Annotated in this window: 15 protein-coding genes and 1 riboswitch; of the genes, 8 read left to right on the forward strand and 7 right to left on the reverse strand. The window is 38.5% G+C overall.

Translation table 11 applies throughout. The features are described from left to right. Positions 1-202: 202 nt before the first annotated feature. Positions 203-340, reverse strand: a complete 138-nt coding sequence (locus tag ACGF49_RS08160) for a hypothetical protein (RefSeq protein ID WP_158536480.1) — start codon at positions 338-340, stop codon at positions 203-205. A gap of 1,125 nt (positions 341-1,465) precedes the next feature. Between ACGF49_RS08160 and ACGF49_RS08165 the strand changes: the two genes are divergently transcribed. Then, positions 1,466-2,929 (forward strand): sodium:alanine symporter family protein, encoded by a 1,464-nt coding sequence (locus tag ACGF49_RS08165; RefSeq protein ID WP_113041089.1) that lies wholly within the window; start codon positions 1,466-1,468, stop codon positions 2,927-2,929. A gap of 251 nt (positions 2,930-3,180) precedes the next feature. Next, the gene (locus tag ACGF49_RS08170; protein WP_113041129.1) at positions 3,181-3,999 is read left to right on the forward strand and encodes an N-acetylmuramoyl-L-alanine amidase; all 819 of its coding nucleotides are present in this window, start codon (positions 3,181-3,183) and stop codon (positions 3,997-3,999) included. A gap of 337 nt (positions 4,000-4,336) precedes the next feature. Here ACGF49_RS08170 and ACGF49_RS08175 read toward each other — a convergent pair whose 3' ends face one another. Beyond that, entirely contained in the window at positions 4,337-4,765 is a 429-nt protein-coding gene (locus ACGF49_RS08175) for a DUF805 domain-containing protein (RefSeq protein WP_113041088.1), read from the reverse strand. Between the two features lie 303 nt (positions 4,766-5,068). On the opposite strand from ACGF49_RS08175, the gene ACGF49_RS08180 reads away from it, so the two are divergent. Continuing rightward, entirely contained in the window at positions 5,069-5,563 is a 495-nt protein-coding gene (locus ACGF49_RS08180) for a DUF2165 family protein (RefSeq protein WP_113041087.1), read from the forward strand. A gap of 262 nt (positions 5,564-5,825) precedes the next feature. Here the strand turns inward: ACGF49_RS08180 and ACGF49_RS08185 are convergent, their stop codons facing one another. Beyond that, positions 5,826-6,209 carry a helix-turn-helix domain-containing protein gene (locus tag ACGF49_RS08185; protein WP_112877749.1) on the reverse strand — a complete coding sequence of 128 codons (384 nt, stop codon included), beginning with the start codon at positions 6,207-6,209 and terminating at the stop codon, positions 5,826-5,828. Positions 6,210-6,578: 369 nt separating this feature from the next. Here ACGF49_RS08185 and ACGF49_RS08190 point away from each other — a divergent pair, with 369 nt between their 5' ends. Both ACGF49_RS08190 and ACGF49_RS08195 read left to right on the forward strand, forming a co-directional pair. Further along, positions 6,579-6,668, forward strand: coding sequence for a PhoP/PhoQ regulator MgrB (locus tag ACGF49_RS08190; RefSeq protein WP_255417028.1), 90 nt, complete (start codon positions 6,579-6,581; stop codon positions 6,666-6,668). A 169-nt stretch (positions 6,669-6,837) separates the two neighbouring features. Further along, positions 6,838-8,217: an amino acid permease gene (locus ACGF49_RS08195; RefSeq protein WP_387490489.1), complete on the forward strand. Its 1,380-nt coding sequence runs from the start codon at positions 6,838-6,840 to the stop codon at positions 8,215-8,217. A 147-nt stretch (positions 8,218-8,364) separates the two neighbouring features. On the opposite strand, the gene pagP is transcribed toward ACGF49_RS08195, so the two are convergent. Then, positions 8,365-8,988 carry a lipid IV(A) palmitoyltransferase PagP gene (gene pagP / locus ACGF49_RS08200; RefSeq protein ID WP_387490491.1) on the reverse strand — a complete coding sequence of 208 codons (624 nt, stop codon included), beginning with the start codon at positions 8,986-8,988 and terminating at the stop codon, positions 8,365-8,367. A gap of 600 nt (positions 8,989-9,588) precedes the next feature. On the opposite strand from pagP, the gene cspE reads away from it, so the two are divergent. Together cspE and thiD are read left to right on the forward strand one after the other, a co-directional pair. Then, a complete protein-coding gene (gene cspE, locus ACGF49_RS08205; RefSeq protein ID WP_036781809.1) occupies positions 9,589-9,798 on the forward strand; it encodes a transcription antiterminator/RNA stability regulator CspE in 210 nt (69 codons plus the stop codon). A gap of 114 nt (positions 9,799-9,912) precedes the next feature. Further along, positions 9,913-10,005, forward strand: a riboswitch (TPP riboswitch). Positions 10,006-10,126: 121 nt separating this feature from the next. Beyond that, positions 10,127-10,924: a bifunctional hydroxymethylpyrimidine kinase/phosphomethylpyrimidine kinase gene (gene thiD / locus ACGF49_RS08210; RefSeq protein ID WP_113041084.1), complete on the forward strand. Its 798-nt coding sequence runs from the start codon at positions 10,127-10,129 to the stop codon at positions 10,922-10,924. 161 nt (positions 10,925-11,085) lie between these two features. On the opposite strand, the gene fbaB is transcribed toward thiD, so the two are convergent. Beyond that, on the reverse strand, positions 11,086-12,135 hold the full coding sequence (gene fbaB / locus ACGF49_RS08215) for a class I fructose-bisphosphate aldolase (protein ID WP_113041083.1): 1,050 nt from the start codon (positions 12,133-12,135) through the stop codon (positions 11,086-11,088). Between the two features lie 906 nt (positions 12,136-13,041). On the opposite strand from fbaB, the gene ACGF49_RS08220 reads away from it, so the two are divergent. Further along, entirely contained in the window at positions 13,042-13,314 is a 273-nt protein-coding gene (locus ACGF49_RS08220; protein ID WP_146748048.1) for a hypothetical protein, read from the forward strand. 540 nt (positions 13,315-13,854) lie between these two features. Here ACGF49_RS08220 and yegQ read toward each other — a convergent pair. Beyond that, entirely contained in the window at positions 13,855-15,231 is a 1,377-nt protein-coding gene (gene yegQ, locus ACGF49_RS08225) for a tRNA 5-hydroxyuridine modification protein YegQ (protein ID WP_113041082.1), read from the reverse strand. A 198-nt stretch (positions 15,232-15,429) separates the two neighbouring features. Next, positions 15,430-15,774, reverse strand: a complete 345-nt coding sequence (locus ACGF49_RS08230) for a YegP family protein (protein WP_113041081.1) — start codon at positions 15,772-15,774, stop codon at positions 15,430-15,432. Positions 15,775-15,855 lie beyond the last annotated feature (81 nt).

Genomic DNA, 15,855 nt, shown 5'->3' on the forward strand with positions numbered 1-15,855 from the left:
AGCAGTAGATAATAAAAGATCCAGTTTTATGTTGCATATGAGAGAAGTTTTTTCATATTTTTCACAATATAGTTTTAATATAAAATAATATTTTAATGTAATTAAAACATAATGTTAATATAATGTAAAGTAAAAGTTGGTTTTAACTATGTATCGTTGGGGTAAGCCTGTTGTTTTTATAGTCTAATGAGATGGCGATTGATCATGTCACTGTGTTGAGAGGATTTTGATGTTTATACCCGTTATTTTTCAAGTTGCCTCTTTGTTGGCTGCACTTGGTCACTCCGGTCACATCGTTCGCTATGCTCCAGGGGATTTTTCCCTTGCCGTCGCGATGCATCTTGAAATCCATAGGGTATAGGTGTGATTTGGGTTTGCAGTGTACCCGATTTTACTTAGAATTCTGTTGCTCATTCAGCAAATTTTCTACAAATTTTGTTAAAGGTTTGGTCTATCTGGCAGGTAATCAAAGTACTGTTCGATCTTTTGTAAAAAAGGATCTTATTATCTCGGCTTTATTGTTGTTTTATTTTAATCCGATTGTGGAAATATTAGACAATCATCTTATAGAGAATAGAATAATGGGAACGATTAGATATATATTTGAATATATTCAGAGAATAGATAAATAAGCGGAAATGTATTCGTTATAATCAAATAAAGAAGTAGTGAACATTCGTTAAAAACTTTTTAATATTAATGATAACTTAACACAAATAGCTGAGGGAAAAATATCATTTGTTCTTGTGATTGAGGAAGCCTACAGATAAATGTCAGATATAGGTTGAGATGTTTATTCGTTATGTTATTTATTGGGGTGATATTTTCTACATTGAGTATATGTGTTGGTATTTCATAGTGATCCGATAAGAGAGTTTTTTTATCTTTTTGATTTTTAATGTTTTATGTGATAAATGTCACTATGCGAAATTTCCTAAATTAATGATGATTTTTTTGTTAAAGCTGATAATCTGCTCACAAAATTAATCACAATATCTTATTTTTGAATTTTTTTTCTTGATATTAATAGGTTGTTGATTTAATTAACAAGCGGTTCATTGGTAGAACTTCTTTTACTTGTGTGAGGGCTAGAGTAACGGGTTTCATATATGCAGTTGTTATGAGTCACAGCTTGTTGTGAATCACTGATAGGAGGCATAGCCAAAAGTGTATGAAGTGACTGACGGGCAATAGTCGATTGAATGACATATCTATTAACTATCAGTCAAAAACAGTACACCAAACATTCATTTAATCTGATGGATAATGTAAAAAGGTCAGTAAACATTACACATTAATTTCAAACTTGTGTTACATTCATAGCGTTTTTCTGACCAGTATCTCTGTGTTCTTTTATACAGCATTGTGTTACTTGTTAATTATAAAGGCATATTAAGCGCAATGAATTCTGCCGGATACGATTTTATGGTCAGACTGGGTTTACTAATTTAAGGGGAAAAATATCTTGACGGAACTAATTAGCTTTTTTAACAGTATCCTTTGGGGCTCCGTATTGATTTATCTTCTTCTTGGGGCTGGTATTTACTTCACTATATGCACAGGTTTTATACAGATCCGTCATTTTGGGCACATGTTTTCAGTATTGAAAAACAGTAAAAAATCTGACAGTGCAGGTATTTCATCATTCCAGGCTCTGTGTACCAGCTTAGCAGCACGGGTTGGTACCGGTAACCTTACTGGTGTGGCAATCGCCTTAACGGCTGGTGGGCCTGGCGCCATTTTTTGGATGTGGATGGTTGCTCTGATTGGAATGGCAACCTCTTTTATTGAGAGTACACTTGCCCAGCTGTACAAGACAAAAGACGATAAGGGGAATTACCGCGGTGGTCCGGCCTACTATATGGAAAAGGGGCTTGGAGTACGCTGGATGGGCGTTATGTTCTCCATATTTCTGATTATTGCTTTTGGTCTGGTATTTAATGCTGTTCAGGCAAATTCCATTGTTCAGGCTGCTGCTTTTGCATTTAATTTTGATCCTTTGTATGTCGGCATCGGTTTGGTGATCCTTAGCGGGGCCATTATTTTTGGTGGCTTGCGCTCTATTGCTCGGGTTGCAGAATTAGTTGTCCCTTTTATGGCGATAGCTTATCTGATTTTGGCGTTCTGGGTCGTCGGGCATAACTTTGAACGAATGCCGGAAGTGTTTGCATTGATTTTCAAAAGCGCATTTGGTTTGCAGGAAGCAGTTGCAGGAACCGTTGGTTATGGTGTTGCACAGGCGATGACACAAGGTGTTCAACGCGGGTTGTTTTCAAATGAAGCCGGGATGGGGTCAGCACCCAATGCTGCTGCTTCTGCTTCTCCATATCCTCCTCATCCAGCATCTCAGGGTTATGTGCAAATGCTAGGTGTTTTTATGGATACTCTGGTTATCTGTAGCGCTACTGCTGTTATCATCCTGTCATCGGGTGTGCTTGATGGCAATATTTCAGGAATAAGTGGGATAGAATTGACTCAGCGGGCATTGTCTTCCGCTGTCGGTGATTGGGGATCTGAATTTATTGCACTGGCTATCTTCTTTTTCGCATTCACATCAATCATTGCGAATTATGCTTATGCTGAAAGCAATATCGTATTCCTTGAACGTAATCATACTGCGGGCTTGATGATCTTACGTCTGGCGGCATTGGGTATGGTGATGTTTGGTGCGTTGGCTGAATTGCCTTTAGTTTGGAAAATGGCTGATTTGTCTATGGCATTGATGGCAATTACCAATCTGACCGCTATCTTGTTGCTTTCTGGCGTCGCATTTAAACTCGCAAAAGATTACAACCAACAGAGACGTGTCGGTAAGTTACCGACATTTGATATTAATCAGTATCCTGAAATTCAGAAAAAGGTCGAAGTTGGTATTTGGGAAGAAACGGCAAATCTTGCCAAATCGAACCAAGCGGCTGGTCACAAGTGAAATGCTAGAACAAAGTATGGTTAGTACGATTTAACAATATAGCGGCTGACAGCCTTTCACGTTTCATTTGTTATTTTTGCCTTATTTCCATCTAAGTTATGGGAATAAGGCATCTTCATTTGTGCTTTATGCCAAGAACAAAACCGATAGTTTTATGAAAAAATCATATAAAACATAAATTTTATTTTGTATTCATTTAATTTCTTTGTGTTATTATCCTGCTTTCAATTAATAGATGGGACAGGGAAATGATGAAGAAGATCATATTGGTTGGCTTATTTATGCTATTGGCGGGGTGTTCCAGCTTGGAAGATCGGGGCGCTTATAAAGTTGATAGCTCTTTTCCTTCGCAAGGTCAAAATGACAGAGTAAGGTTTTTGGTGTTCCACTATACCGCTGTTGATGATAAAGATTCTTTACGTATACTCACTCAGGGCGGTGTTAGTGCTCATTATTTGATCCCATCGTTACCGAATTATGTGAGAGGAAAGCCTGTTATTCTACAACTGGTTCCTGAAGATAAGAGGGCATGGCATGCTGGTGTTAGTGGATGGAATGGTCGGAAAGACTTGAATGACACTTCGATTGGCATTGAAATTGTTAATAAAGGATTTACGGAAATGCTACTTGAGAAAGAGTGGTATCCGTTTAACGAGCAACAGATCGATCTATTAACGCGTTTGGCGAAAGATATTATTCAACGTTATGGCATTGAACCTATTAATGTCGTTGGTCACAGTGATATTGCACCTTTGAGAAAGTATGATCCAGGCAAACTTTTCCCTTGGAAGAATTTGGCAGAGCAAGGTATTGGTGCATGGCCTGAAGATGCAACCGTTGAAAAATATATGGCTGGCAGAAAATGGCATGATGGTGCTTCTGTTGAGTTAATCCAGAAGACATTGGCTAAATATGGCTACACCATTCCACAAACCGGTGTGCTTGATGAAGATACTCGTAAGACTATCAGTGCATTCCAGATGCATTTCAGGCCAGATGACATCAGTGGTAATCCTGATGCACAAACTGAATCAATAGCTCTGGCTCTGGTTGAGAAATATAAAAAATAGTTTTCACTATCTTGTGAGATCGTGCCATAGAAAGAACTTTATTGGAGTGACTTTTATGGCATAGTTTTTCTCATAAACTCTATAAATTTTCATGATCTATTCTTCGAACTTTTCTTCACTTTGTTTTAACCTGTAGTAACAACCTTACCTCGGCAGTTGTCGATCACATCTTTCCAATTGTTGCTATTTTAAAGTAGATTATGGTGAGAAATAGCAGTGATGGCTAAGTAATAAAATATCCAGTGTATATAAATAATCGTCGCTTTATTTTATAATGACTATTACTATTTTAAGTAATAGTCAGATTAAATGAAATTTTAGCGATATGGAGAAAATATTACTCTTTATTATGATTTTTTCCTCCTGGCAGAATAAATGCAAGAATAATCCCAATTAGGCTGATAAAGGGTGAATACATTATTATTTTGTCGGGAAAATAGTTTGGTAACACACTGCACAGGTAAATAAAAATAGAGATTAGCCAGCCATATAGCCCTACGTCATTGAATCTGTAAGCTGTTTTCATGATTAAATAGTAAACCGTAGCGAAGGAGCACATTGCCCATAGGCCAATAGAGATCATATACAACCACACTGATAACTCATATTTCATGTAGGCGGCATAATTGTTTTCTGCTAGGTAACCAGAGAGAAAGATTAATATTCCTAAAATAACGGATATTTTAATAAAGCTAATAATATAATCTTTTCTACTTAATTTTTGGCTGAAATAGCTTTTTATTGAACCAGCTAGAGAATCGTTCATAAATAATAGTCAGGTAAATAATAATAGATCAGATAATAACTGATCTAATGATAGTATGAACAGAAAAATATCAGTCAGATTTTAGATGAAAATATTTTAAACGTCATTCTATGATTAGATATGTGGAAATAGAGTGATGATTGTTAGATTATATGATATACCCGTTATCTTTCAAGTTGCCTCTTTCTATGCTCCCGGGGATTCACTCCCTTGCCGTCGCGATGCACCTTGAAATCCATAGGGTATAGTTTGTGTTCTTTATGATCTTTTCGGTGCTAAAACCATTCTTTGAGGACTTGACAAATGATTATTCGTTTATCTAAGACTTTGATGATTTTTGCAATAGCTTTGTTTGCGACATTAGCGGCTTTTGGCAATATTACAGACTATGCGACTAATTTCGTATTTGTACAGCATGTATTAATGATGGACACCGTTTTTCCAGATACAACTATTACCTATCGTGCAATTTATTCGCCGGTGCTACACCACATTGGTTATATTGTCATTATTTCTTTAGAAACTTTAACGGCAGTGTTATGTTGGATTGGCGGTATTCATTTGCTGGTAAATTTAAAATCTAACGCTGCTGTCTTTAATAAAAAGAAATCTATTGCGATAGCGGGTCTGACCTTGGGATTCTTGACTTGGCAGGTGGCATTTATGACAATTGGTGGCGAATGGTTTGGGATGTGGATGTCCAAACAGTGGGACGGTGTGTCTAATGCTTTCCATTTTTTTATCACTATCATTCTGGTACTGATTTATTTAATTCAGTATGACAAAGAACAAGAATAAGAATAAAGTTTGTCCATTTTTCAAATTCATGTTAACGGAAACTAAGTGCCGTTAAAAAATTCGACAGAGCTCTCTGTCCATCTAACCATGAAACTCAGAGAGCCTTGTTAAGGGAAGTATTGTGTTTGGCATCAAATAAATTGTGTCTGGCATCAAATAAAAGGTCAGAACACAAAGGTTGAAGCTCTTTGTCTTTCGCCGGAAAGCACGGTTGAATTTGTTGGATAATTGCCCGTTTCAATGTTGTTCTTTAGTTACCGTGTCACGAACAGTTAGTAGTGAAATGCAGAGGTAATTTAACTTCGAGCTCAATCTCTGGATTCTGCCGGAAATCATAGGGAGTTATGCCATACTCTTTGCGGAACATATAAGTGAAATGAGACTGAGAGCCAAAGCCGAAATCTAAGGCGATATCAAAAATAGGCAAAGCGCTGTTTCTCAAAAGATGAACAGCGCCGGCCAGGCGTCGCTGGCGGATATATTTACCAAGAGAAATTCCGGTGACTTCCTTGAATATTTTCTGCATGTGCCAAAGCGAGTAACCGGAGTAAGTTGCCAGTTCTTCCAGGTGGATTACCCGGCCAAGGTGATTCTCAATCCATTTGCTGAGAGCACATACAAGTGCTAAGTGATTATCCTGTGGCATTAACAATTTTGTTCTGGTTGAAAGTGAAAGGAAGTATACACAACTTTTTCTAAATATGACAAAGCCTTGACATAACGATTTAAATTGTAACTGAATGTGACAATTGATTTTTTTGTTATAGTGAATAGAATCCACATGGTTAGTATTTGTTTAAATGCGTTCTGATATGTTGTTAGCATGCATACTGCTGCCGGTTCGATTTTTTCACAATGAAAGCACAGGATGAATATTTTTCTTGTTTCATTGTTGTAAAATATCATTTTTCAACTTTATTCTTAACGTATTGCGTTCTGACCGAACTTGAAGGAAATAGAATTGGACATAAAAAAAACCATTGCAATCTTAGTATTACTTGGAATATGTCTGTTCTTGTACCTGTTAGCTTTGGATAGCTATTGTGATCAGGGGGAACAGTTTGATTCAGGTATTTGTTCTGTGACTCGATATCTGCCTTTCTGATTAGTTGCTGATACTCATCAGCCATTTTCCCATCATATATCTGTGCTAACATATATCTTCGATATCCACCCTTTAAAGCTAGTGTTTTGTTTGCTTTGAATAAAGCAGATAAGGGGAAGCGGTTGTTTTCCCACTAATAACAAGATAGAAGTTGTATCAAGAGGACAAGATGGCAGGACAATCGCAGCGGTCAACACTTAAACGCGGTTTAAAAAACCGGCATATTCAACTTATTGCTTTGGGGGGGTCTGTCGGGACTGGGTTGTTTCTCGGTATTGCACAAACTATAAAAATGGCAGGCCCCTCCGTAATTTTAGGATACGCTATCGCAGGTTTTATTGCATTTCTGATTATGCGTCAGCTAGGAGAGATGGTAGTCGAGGAGCCTGTAGCGGGGTCGTTTAGTCATTTTGCGTATAAATATTGGGGCGATTTTCCCGGGTTTTTATCAGGCTGGAATTATTGGGCGATGTTTACTCTGGTCGGAATGGCTGAATTAACGGCTGTGGGAATGTACATTCACTATTGGTGGCCTGATATTCCAACCTGGGTTTCTGCAACCGTCTTCTTTGTTTTAATCAATACGGTAAATTTAATTAATGTCCGGTTATATGGTGAAACAGAATTTTGGTTTTCCATCATTAAAGTGACCGCAATTATCTGTATGATTGTTTTTGGTTCTTACCTGTTAGTCAGCGGAAATGGCGGGCCCCAGGCCAGCATTACTAACCTTTGGCAGCATGGTGGCTTTATGCCTAATGGGATCTTCAGCCTTATTATGGCAATGGCTGTAATCATGTTCTCTTTTGGTGGATTGGAATTGGTGGGTATTACCGCGGCAGAAGCGGAAAATCCACGTATCAGCATTCCTAAGGCCACCAATCAGGTGGTATACAGAATATTGATTTTCTATATTGGTTCTCTGACTGTGTTATTGTCGCTTTATCCGTGGGGCAATGTCGTTGAAGGTGAAAGCCCATTTGTTATGATTTTTCATAACCTGGATAGTTTCTGGGTGGCTAACATTCTGAATATTGTTGTCCTAACAGCCGCGTTGTCCGTTTATAACAGCGGTGTGTATTGCAACAGTCGGATGCTGTACGGTTTAGCAAAACAAGGCAATGCTCCTGGAATGTTGACAAAAGTTAATGAAAGTGGTGTTCCTATCAGAGCCATTGTCATGTCTGCTTTGGCAACGTCCATTGGCGTATTGATTAATTATGTGATGCCGGGCAAAGCATTTGAGTTATTAATGGCGTTAGTGGTAACAACGTTGGTGATTAATTGGGTCATGATCTGTATGGCGCATTTAAAATTCCGGGCAGAAAAAGTTAAACAGGGGATAGAGCCGTCATTTAAGGCGTTTTGGTATCCATTCGGTAATTATCTGTGCCTGGTTTTCCTTGCTTTTATACTTGTCATTATTTTGATGATGGATAGCATCCGTATTTCAGTTATCCTGATGCCATTCTGGGTGGGAGTATTATGGATCGGGTTTTTAATGTCCCGTTCTCGCCGTAATAAAATGAAAATAGAGGATCAGGGATAATATCTATACCCTATGGATTTCAAGATGCATCGCGACGGCAAGGGAGTGCAGCCAACAAAGAGGCAACTTGAAAGATAACGGGTATACCTGGATTATCACTATAAAAATACCAGGCTGATGTCACACAGCCTGGTATTTTTTATCCGGTTACCACTGCCAACGTAACCAGGCGAAGAGTACATTACCGTTGTTATATGTGCCGGGAATGTACGTTCCTTGAAACGATAACCGATCATATTCTATGGAGAATAACGGTAATGGGAGTGGAATAGGGACATAATAATAATCATGACGAGCTGTAACGCTCAGAGTGAAACCAATTCCCATTCGGAAACCCTCTAAATCACCGGGTATCCACATCTTCTGAAATCCATAGCCAACGATGGGTTCCAAACGGTTATGAGAATCCATAAAAGCCATTGCATAAAGGGAATGCCAATCGTTGTCTTCGTCGTAACGATATTTACCATAGCCGAAACCCCAGGGCCGCTCATTATATTTATCGGTTTTCTCTTTATCGTAGGTATGTCTGTTATGCCAAGTAATTACCGGCAGATAAAGTTCATTGTTGGGTGCATCCCAGGTGAGAGCGACATTATTGCTGAATTTTTCCCATAAACTGCTCGAATTGTTGCCATAACTGATCGGGGTGTGAGATTCAGTGGTTGTTAATGATTTGTTAGCAGTATCTGCCGTTGTTGCAAACACTGCCCCAGATGAGACTAAAAGAGTGGCTGATAGGGTACAGGCTGCGGTTAAATCAAACTTCATTATTTATTGCTCCAATTTCCCGACGACATAAATTGGGAAGATCCTTCGTATCACGTAAAATATGACAAACGTCTAAATTCAGGAATTCTACTCTTGCTATTTTCAATAAAAGTTAAACGAAAAATTAATATTAAGATGTGATAGGTATTAATTGGGTATATTTAATACTGATGTTTTAGTCAACTAATATTGGGAATGTGTTGATTTTTTCTTTCACTCAAACAGTAGAGATTGGTCTCTATGACCGTACTATAGATATAAAAAATCTAATAATAAGACAGGCAAAATAAATTAGGATTATTTATGTTATCTGGGGTTTTGTTGAGTGGATAAACTGTAAGCTAATTAGGATAACCTTGGTTTTTCAAATTTTTGCGGCTATGTTAAACAATAATTGTTGTTAAGAATTTTAAATATGTGCGTTAGCTCCATAGCTGATAAAAAATGGCTTGCCATCATATTAAGAATATGTGATAAATCGTTCGGGTAAACGAGGTATGGTTCTGTTATACAGCTCTATTAATAGCAGCAACTTGCTCTAGTTTTTATGTTGCGCCGAACGGCGAATTAGAATTAAGTGATCCGAAGGAAATTCTTAAAATGGCAAAAATCACTGGTACTGTAAAGTGGTTCAACGAATCTAAAGGTTTTGGTTTTATTACTCCGGCTGATGGTAGCAAAGATGTGTTTGTACATTTTAGCGCTATTCAGAGCGAGGGTTTCAAGACTCTGGCCGAAGGTCAAAAAGTTGAGTTTGAAATTCAGGACGGTCAGAAAGGTCCTTCTGCGGCAAACGTTACTACAGCATAACTTTTTTTTGTCAATCATTTTGGATTGACGAAATAAATTTGTTGTCTGTTTGATTTTTTATTGGCAACAATGATATACCGATATCACCCTGTTAGTTATCTGATAGGGTGTTTTTGTTTTGACTCGGGGTGCTCTTCACAGAGCTGAGATGAACCCGTAATACCTGATCTGGATAATGCCAGCGTAGGGAAGTCGAGGTATCTTTTCCTGATATACCCTATGGATTTCAAGATGCATCGTGACGGCAAGGGAGTGCAGCCAACAAAGAGGCAACTTGAAAGATGACGGATATACTTGCTTTTCTTTTGCTGGTTGGAAGGGGTACCTATTGAGAATCAATTCACTGACAATTGCCGGTACTGATCCTAGTGGCGGTGCTGGCATTCAAGCCGACCTAAAAACTTTCTCCGCACTTGGTGCTTATGGCACAACAGTAATGACCGCGCTTGTTGCGCAAAACACCTGTGGTGTGCAATCTGTTTATGATATCGATCCTACTTTTGTTGCGGCACAGCTTGAATCTGTGTTGTCAGATATCAGAATTGATAGCGCTAAGATAGGCATGTTATCCAATGCGGCCAATGTTGCCGTCGTTGCCGACACAATAAGCCGTTATGTCGTTCCTTATGTTGTATTGGATACGGTAATGATTGCGAAAAGTGGCGATCCGTTGTTGGCACCGGAAGCGGTTTCCGCGGTTGTTGAACGATTATTACCGAAGGTTTCGTTGATTACCCCAAATTTGCCGGAAGCCGCAGCGATATTGAAATGCTCTGTAGCAAAAACCGAAACGGACATGCAAAAACAAGGGCGTGAACTATTATCGCTAGGATGCGAAGCCGTTTTACTGAAAGGCGGGCACCTTACAGAACATGAAAGCCCTGATTGGCTATTTACTGTTGAGGGAGAATGGCGTTTTACTGCGCCCAGAATCAATACTCGTCATACTCATGGAACAGGATGTACGCTCTCCGCTGCACTGGCTGCTTTGCGTCCGCGTTATTCGAATTGGCAGACAACACTGCCTGTTGCCAAAGCATACCTCCAGGCGGCGTTAGAACAGGCGGACTCGTTAGATGTAGGAAAAGGAATCGGGCCTGTGCACCATTTTCATCAGTGGTGGTGAGAGTAGCTGATTGGTGTTTTCGGGATTTGGTGAGAAAGTGATAATGAATAAGAAGAGTAAGGTGTTTAGGCTGTGAGAAGAGGATAACTCAACGTTGGCAGCGACTTACTATCTATTCATTATCACCGGCGACAAGTTTGATTTACGCTGACAAGCTTGATTTACGCGATAGTCACTTGCTTATCCAGATAGACATCTTGAACCGCATTAATCAGCTCAATACCTTCTTTCATGGATTTTTTGAAAGCTTTACGACCAAGGATTAACCCCATGCCGCCTGCGCGTTTATTAATGACGGCGGTACGAACGGAGTCACTTAAATCATTATTACCGGATGCACCACCTGAGTTAATCATACCGGCGCGACCCATGTAGCAGTTAGCTATCTGATAACGGACCAGATCGATAGGATGATCGGTAGTCAAATTAGTGTAAACACGTTTATCGGTATGACCAAAGCCAATCGCCGTATAGCCGCCGTTATTTTCGGCCATTTTTTGTTTAACGATATCGGCACCGATAGTGGCTGCTAAATGGTTAGCCTGGCCTGTGAGGTCTGCACTGGAGTGATAATCTACCCCCTCTTTTTTGAAGGCGGAATTACGTAGGTAGGCCCACAATACCGTTACCATGCCCAATTCATGAGCCCGTTTAAAGGCGGCTGAAATTTCCTCAATTTGACGCCGTGATTCAATAGAGCCAAAGTAAATTGTTGCTCCAACGGCAACAGCACCCATCTCGAATGCTTGCTCAACACTAGCATATAAAGTTTGATCATATTGAGCGGGATAGCTCAGTGTTTCATTGTGGTTCAGTTTAACCAGAAATGGGATCTTATGAGCATAACGACGAGAAACAGCGGATAACACGCCATAAGTAGAGGCAACACAGTTACAGCCGGCTTCAATAGCCAGTTCAACGATATTTTTTGGATCGAAATAGAGTGGGTTTGCTGCAAAAGAAGCGGCAGCAGAATGTTCTACACCTTGATCCACCGGCAAAATAGACAAATAACCCGTACCTGCAAGGCGACCATGATTTAACAATGTTTGCATGGAGCGCAGAACCATATTGGGTCGGTTATTGTCGATCATTACGCGGTCAACAAAATCGGCACCTGGCAGATAAAGATTTTCACTCGGAATGGTATTACAACGATGTTGCAATAAACTGTCCGCATCTTTGCCTAACAACTTAGCGATATCAGTCATGTCTTACTCCAGTTATGAAAAGATGCTATCGATTGTCATTTATCCTTTTTAGGATAACAAGTTATATTGGGAGGGAAGTGGTAGTGGATCGCTTCAGGTAGGATTTTAAAGAGAATTTTATTACCAGCAAAGTAGCTATTTAGTGTAAGAGTGACATTACCATTCTTTAGGTGGTTGATATGGGTGTGAAATAGTTTGCTATGCTCCCGGGGATTGACTCCCTTGCCGTCGCGATGCATCTTGAAATCCATAGGGTATATAACTTAATTAACCGATAAATAAGAGTGTTATTTATCGTTTTATCTTTCTATCGCTAAACTGATTATTTTGTTATATGATTTTTTTGTAAAGATTTAATATGTTTTTATATCATTTAAATAAGTTTTATAAGGTTGAGTATTCATATTTTTTGAACGCTATTAGAGATAAATTTTATTGATTTTAATTATTTGTGTGAATAATTTTTTATTTTGTCAATTTATTTATAACTATGTTTCCCCATTATATGTTAAATAACCATTTTTGACGTCAATGTTTTTAAATCTATATAATCCTGTAAGCAACAGTCAATATAGTTATTTATTCTTTCGTAAAAGTGATAATAATACAAAATAATAATTATACTAAATTTTTAGTTTTGATTGTATTCATCAATCAATTAGCTGATTAAGAAATACATCAATATAGTTTGATTTTTTCACGGATGAAAAATTTCTCATGTTTCTATTACGAATGTTGATATTTTGGTTTTCTTCCATTTACCAAGAGTAATTTATTATTACGTTTTCTCTTTAGTAACTTGTTTGCAAACGATTTTTTATAAAGTCATTGGATCTGTTGATGTAAGCTGATTTTTCTTGATGTTATTGTTAGATGATATTTTTCATGCTGATCCGGTGTAAAAATGTGTTTCTATTGTCTTTTGGTTTACTAAGCAGCTCCTATTGTGGGATTAAACTTCATTTCTATGAGGGAGCAACAGGTACTGCGCTATCGTTTATCATCTTTGGGGTGATTTGGCTATTTTGCCCTTATTTATTCTATGGATATACCCTATGGATTTCAAGATGGATCGCGGCGGCAAGGGAGCGAATCCCCGGGAGCATAGATAACTATGTGACCGGGGTGAGTGAGTGCAGCCAACAAAGAGGCAACTTGAAAGATGACGGGTATATATGAAACAAAAGCCGTTTTGGGTTATTAAGTCGATATAGTCGTCAGGTAAATGTTGAACTAATAGTTTTAACAATAAGTAAATTGTAATTATCTGTTGTCATAATCTTTACCTGATTAATTCTATCAAATTGTATAATATTTGGTCTAAATATGATGGATTTCCTGAATTATTAAACAGTGGAAAATTTTAATTACATTTCTTTAGATAGTGTGATATTTCAATAAGTAGAAATATTTTCTTATTAATATTAAGGGTATCAGAAACAGATGAATATAAACATTCATTGATTTAATAGTTAAATTTATCTATTTAATTAATCGTGTGAATGAATTCTGTAACTTGTTGATTTTATTTCCCAGAGCAAAAAAGAAAAGGCCAGCTCAAGGGAGATTGAGCCGGCCAAGGAGGTGGTTCCTAGTCTTACTGTAAAACTTTTTTAATTTTTTATTTTTCACCAACAATACTACGGTAAATAAAATAGTATTGATGTGATCTGTTTCTAAAAAAAGAAATATATCATCGTCAGGAGGGGATATTGATGATTATTTGTCTGAGTCTCGGTTCGTTTGAGGATATTGAGAATTAATACCATTTAGATTACGTATTAATAAGGCGTAATTAATATCAATTTGTTTAGGAATTGGTAAATAGACAATATACCCATCCCCAGGCGCAACTTCCATTGGTTGGCCTTTTTTATCCTGCATTGTTTCCAGTGTAAACTGGATATTGCCTGATGGTGTCATTAATTCGAGACGGTCTCCGATCATGAATTTATTCTTGACAGCCACTTCAGCCAATCCGTTGACTCGCTCACCCGTAAATTCACCAACAAATTGTTGGGTATCGGATATCGAGTAACCGTATTCATAAGTCTGATAGGCATCATGGGTATGACGGCGCAAAAATCCTTCGGTATAGCCGCGATGAGCAAGTCCTTCTAATGTTGTTAGCAGCGTTGGATCAAAAGGTTTCCCTGCAACAGCATCATCAATGGCTCGGCGGTAAACTTGTGCTGTGCGAGCGCAGTAATAGAAGGATTTTGTTCGTCCTTCGATTTTCAGAGAGTGAACGCCCATTTTAGTTAATCGCTCAACGTGCTCAACTGCACGTAAGTCTTTGGAATTCATGATGTAAGTACCATGTTCATCTTCGAAAGCTGACATATATTCACCAGGGCGTTTTGCTTCTTCGAAGGTAAATACTTTATCTGTTGGTGTGCCTTTTCCCAATGTTGGCTCGATACTTTTTGTCGGTATCGGTTCATGCATATGCACAATATTACCGATATCATCTTCTTTGCCTTCTTGGACATGATATTCCCAACGGCAGGCATTAGTGCAGGTTCCCTGATTGGGATCGCGTTTATTAATATAGCCGGATAATAGGCAACGACCGGAATAGGCCATACACAATGCCCCATGTACGAAAATTTCCAGTTCCATATCGGGAACCTGCTGGCGAATCTCGTTAATTTCATCCAGAGAAAGTTCACGGGAAAGAATAACCCGCGTTAGTCCCATTTGTTGCCAGAATTTTACTGTCGCCCAGTTAACCGCGTTAGCTTGAACGGAAAGATGAATTTCCATTTCAGGAAAAGCTTCACGAACCATCATAATCAGCCCGGGATCAGACATAATGAGGGCATCAGGTCCCATATCAATGACAGGCTTTAGATCACGGATAAAAGTTTTCAATTTGGCATTGTGAGGAGCAATATTGACCACGACGTAAAAGCGTTTACCAAGCTCATGAGCCTCTTTAATGCCGAGTGCCAGATTTTCGTGATTAAATTCATTATTGCGAACACGCAGGCTATAACGTGGTTGACCAGCATATACGGCATCTGCGCCATAGGCAAAAGCATAGCGCATATTTTTTAGCGAACCGGCAGGGGAAAGTAATTCTGGAGTAAACATGGTTAAAAAATTCTCGGTTTGAGTTGAGATGAGTTTTCACTATAAAAAGTAAGGATAAGGCCGGGGATTCTAACGCGTATTTTGTTGCGGATACAAATTTATTAGTATGAAACGTTCGGTTCTCTTGATCGATGGAGAGCGCCTTATCAATTGACGATGACTTTCAACTGATAAGGTGCGGTTTATCATGAAAAAATATTATTCTGACTTTGTCAGATCTCGAACATTGACGCTAGAGCCATGTTTAATTGCAGATTGAATGCCTTTTTTGATTGCCACTTCATTATCGTAAGGCTCGCTGATGCCGATAACTTGATAGTTTCTCGCTTTCAGCACGAAATAGGACTTGCCAGATTTGTTTTCTCTGATTTCGAAGTTTTTTTCTGCCGGTGAATTTGCTTGGACAGAACGAATTCCTTTATTCGCTGCTGCCTTGGTAGTATACATTTCACTGGTAAGGATAACTTCACCGTTCGATGCTTTTAAATTGAAGTAATACTGCTTGTTTTTTGTTCTCTTAAGATCATAATAACCTACAGCCATAAGAAATTCCTCTAATTAAAGGTAAGTATTTTTAATATAGCTGAATTTCTGACCGGTGAAAGGTTGAAAGAAATTTAATTC

The organism is Photorhabdus sp. RM96S, from assembly GCF_042879335.1.
Classification (GTDB): Bacteria; Pseudomonadota; Gammaproteobacteria; order Enterobacterales; family Enterobacteriaceae; genus Photorhabdus; species Photorhabdus kayaii.

Excerpts from the sequence above, each read along its gene's own strand:
- ACGF49_RS08160 (WP_158536480.1), bottom strand. The coding sequence starts at position 340 with ATGCATCGCGACGGCAAGGGAAAAATCCCCTGGAGCATAGCGAACGAT.
- ACGF49_RS08170 (WP_113041129.1), top strand. The coding sequence starts at position 3,181 with ATGAAGAAGATCATATTGGTTGGCTTATTTATGCTATTGGCGGGGTGT.
- ACGF49_RS08175 (WP_113041088.1), bottom strand. The coding sequence starts at position 4,765 with ATGAACGATTCTCTAGCTGGTTCAATAAAAAGCTATTTCAGCCAAAAA.
- ACGF49_RS08180 (WP_113041087.1), top strand. The coding sequence starts at position 5,069 with ATGATTATTCGTTTATCTAAGACTTTGATGATTTTTGCAATAGCTTTG.
- ACGF49_RS08185 (WP_112877749.1), bottom strand. The coding sequence starts at position 6,209 with ATGCCACAGGATAATCACTTAGCACTTGTATGTGCTCTCAGCAAATGG.
- ACGF49_RS08195 (WP_387490489.1), top strand. The coding sequence starts at position 6,838 with ATGGCAGGACAATCGCAGCGGTCAACACTTAAACGCGGTTTAAAAAAC.
- pagP (WP_387490491.1), bottom strand. The coding sequence starts at position 8,988 with ATGAAGTTTGATTTAACCGCAGCCTGTACCCTATCAGCCACTCTTTTA.
- cspE (WP_036781809.1), top strand. The coding sequence starts at position 9,589 with ATGGCAAAAATCACTGGTACTGTAAAGTGGTTCAACGAATCTAAAGGT.
- fbaB (WP_113041083.1), bottom strand. The coding sequence starts at position 12,135 with ATGACTGATATCGCTAAGTTGTTAGGCAAAGATGCGGACAGTTTATTG.
- yegQ (WP_113041082.1), bottom strand. The coding sequence starts at position 15,231 with ATGTTTACTCCAGAATTACTTTCCCCTGCCGGTTCGCTAAAAAATATG.
- ACGF49_RS08230 (WP_113041081.1), bottom strand. The coding sequence starts at position 15,774 with ATGGCTGTAGGTTATTATGATCTTAAGAGAACAAAAAACAAGCAGTAT.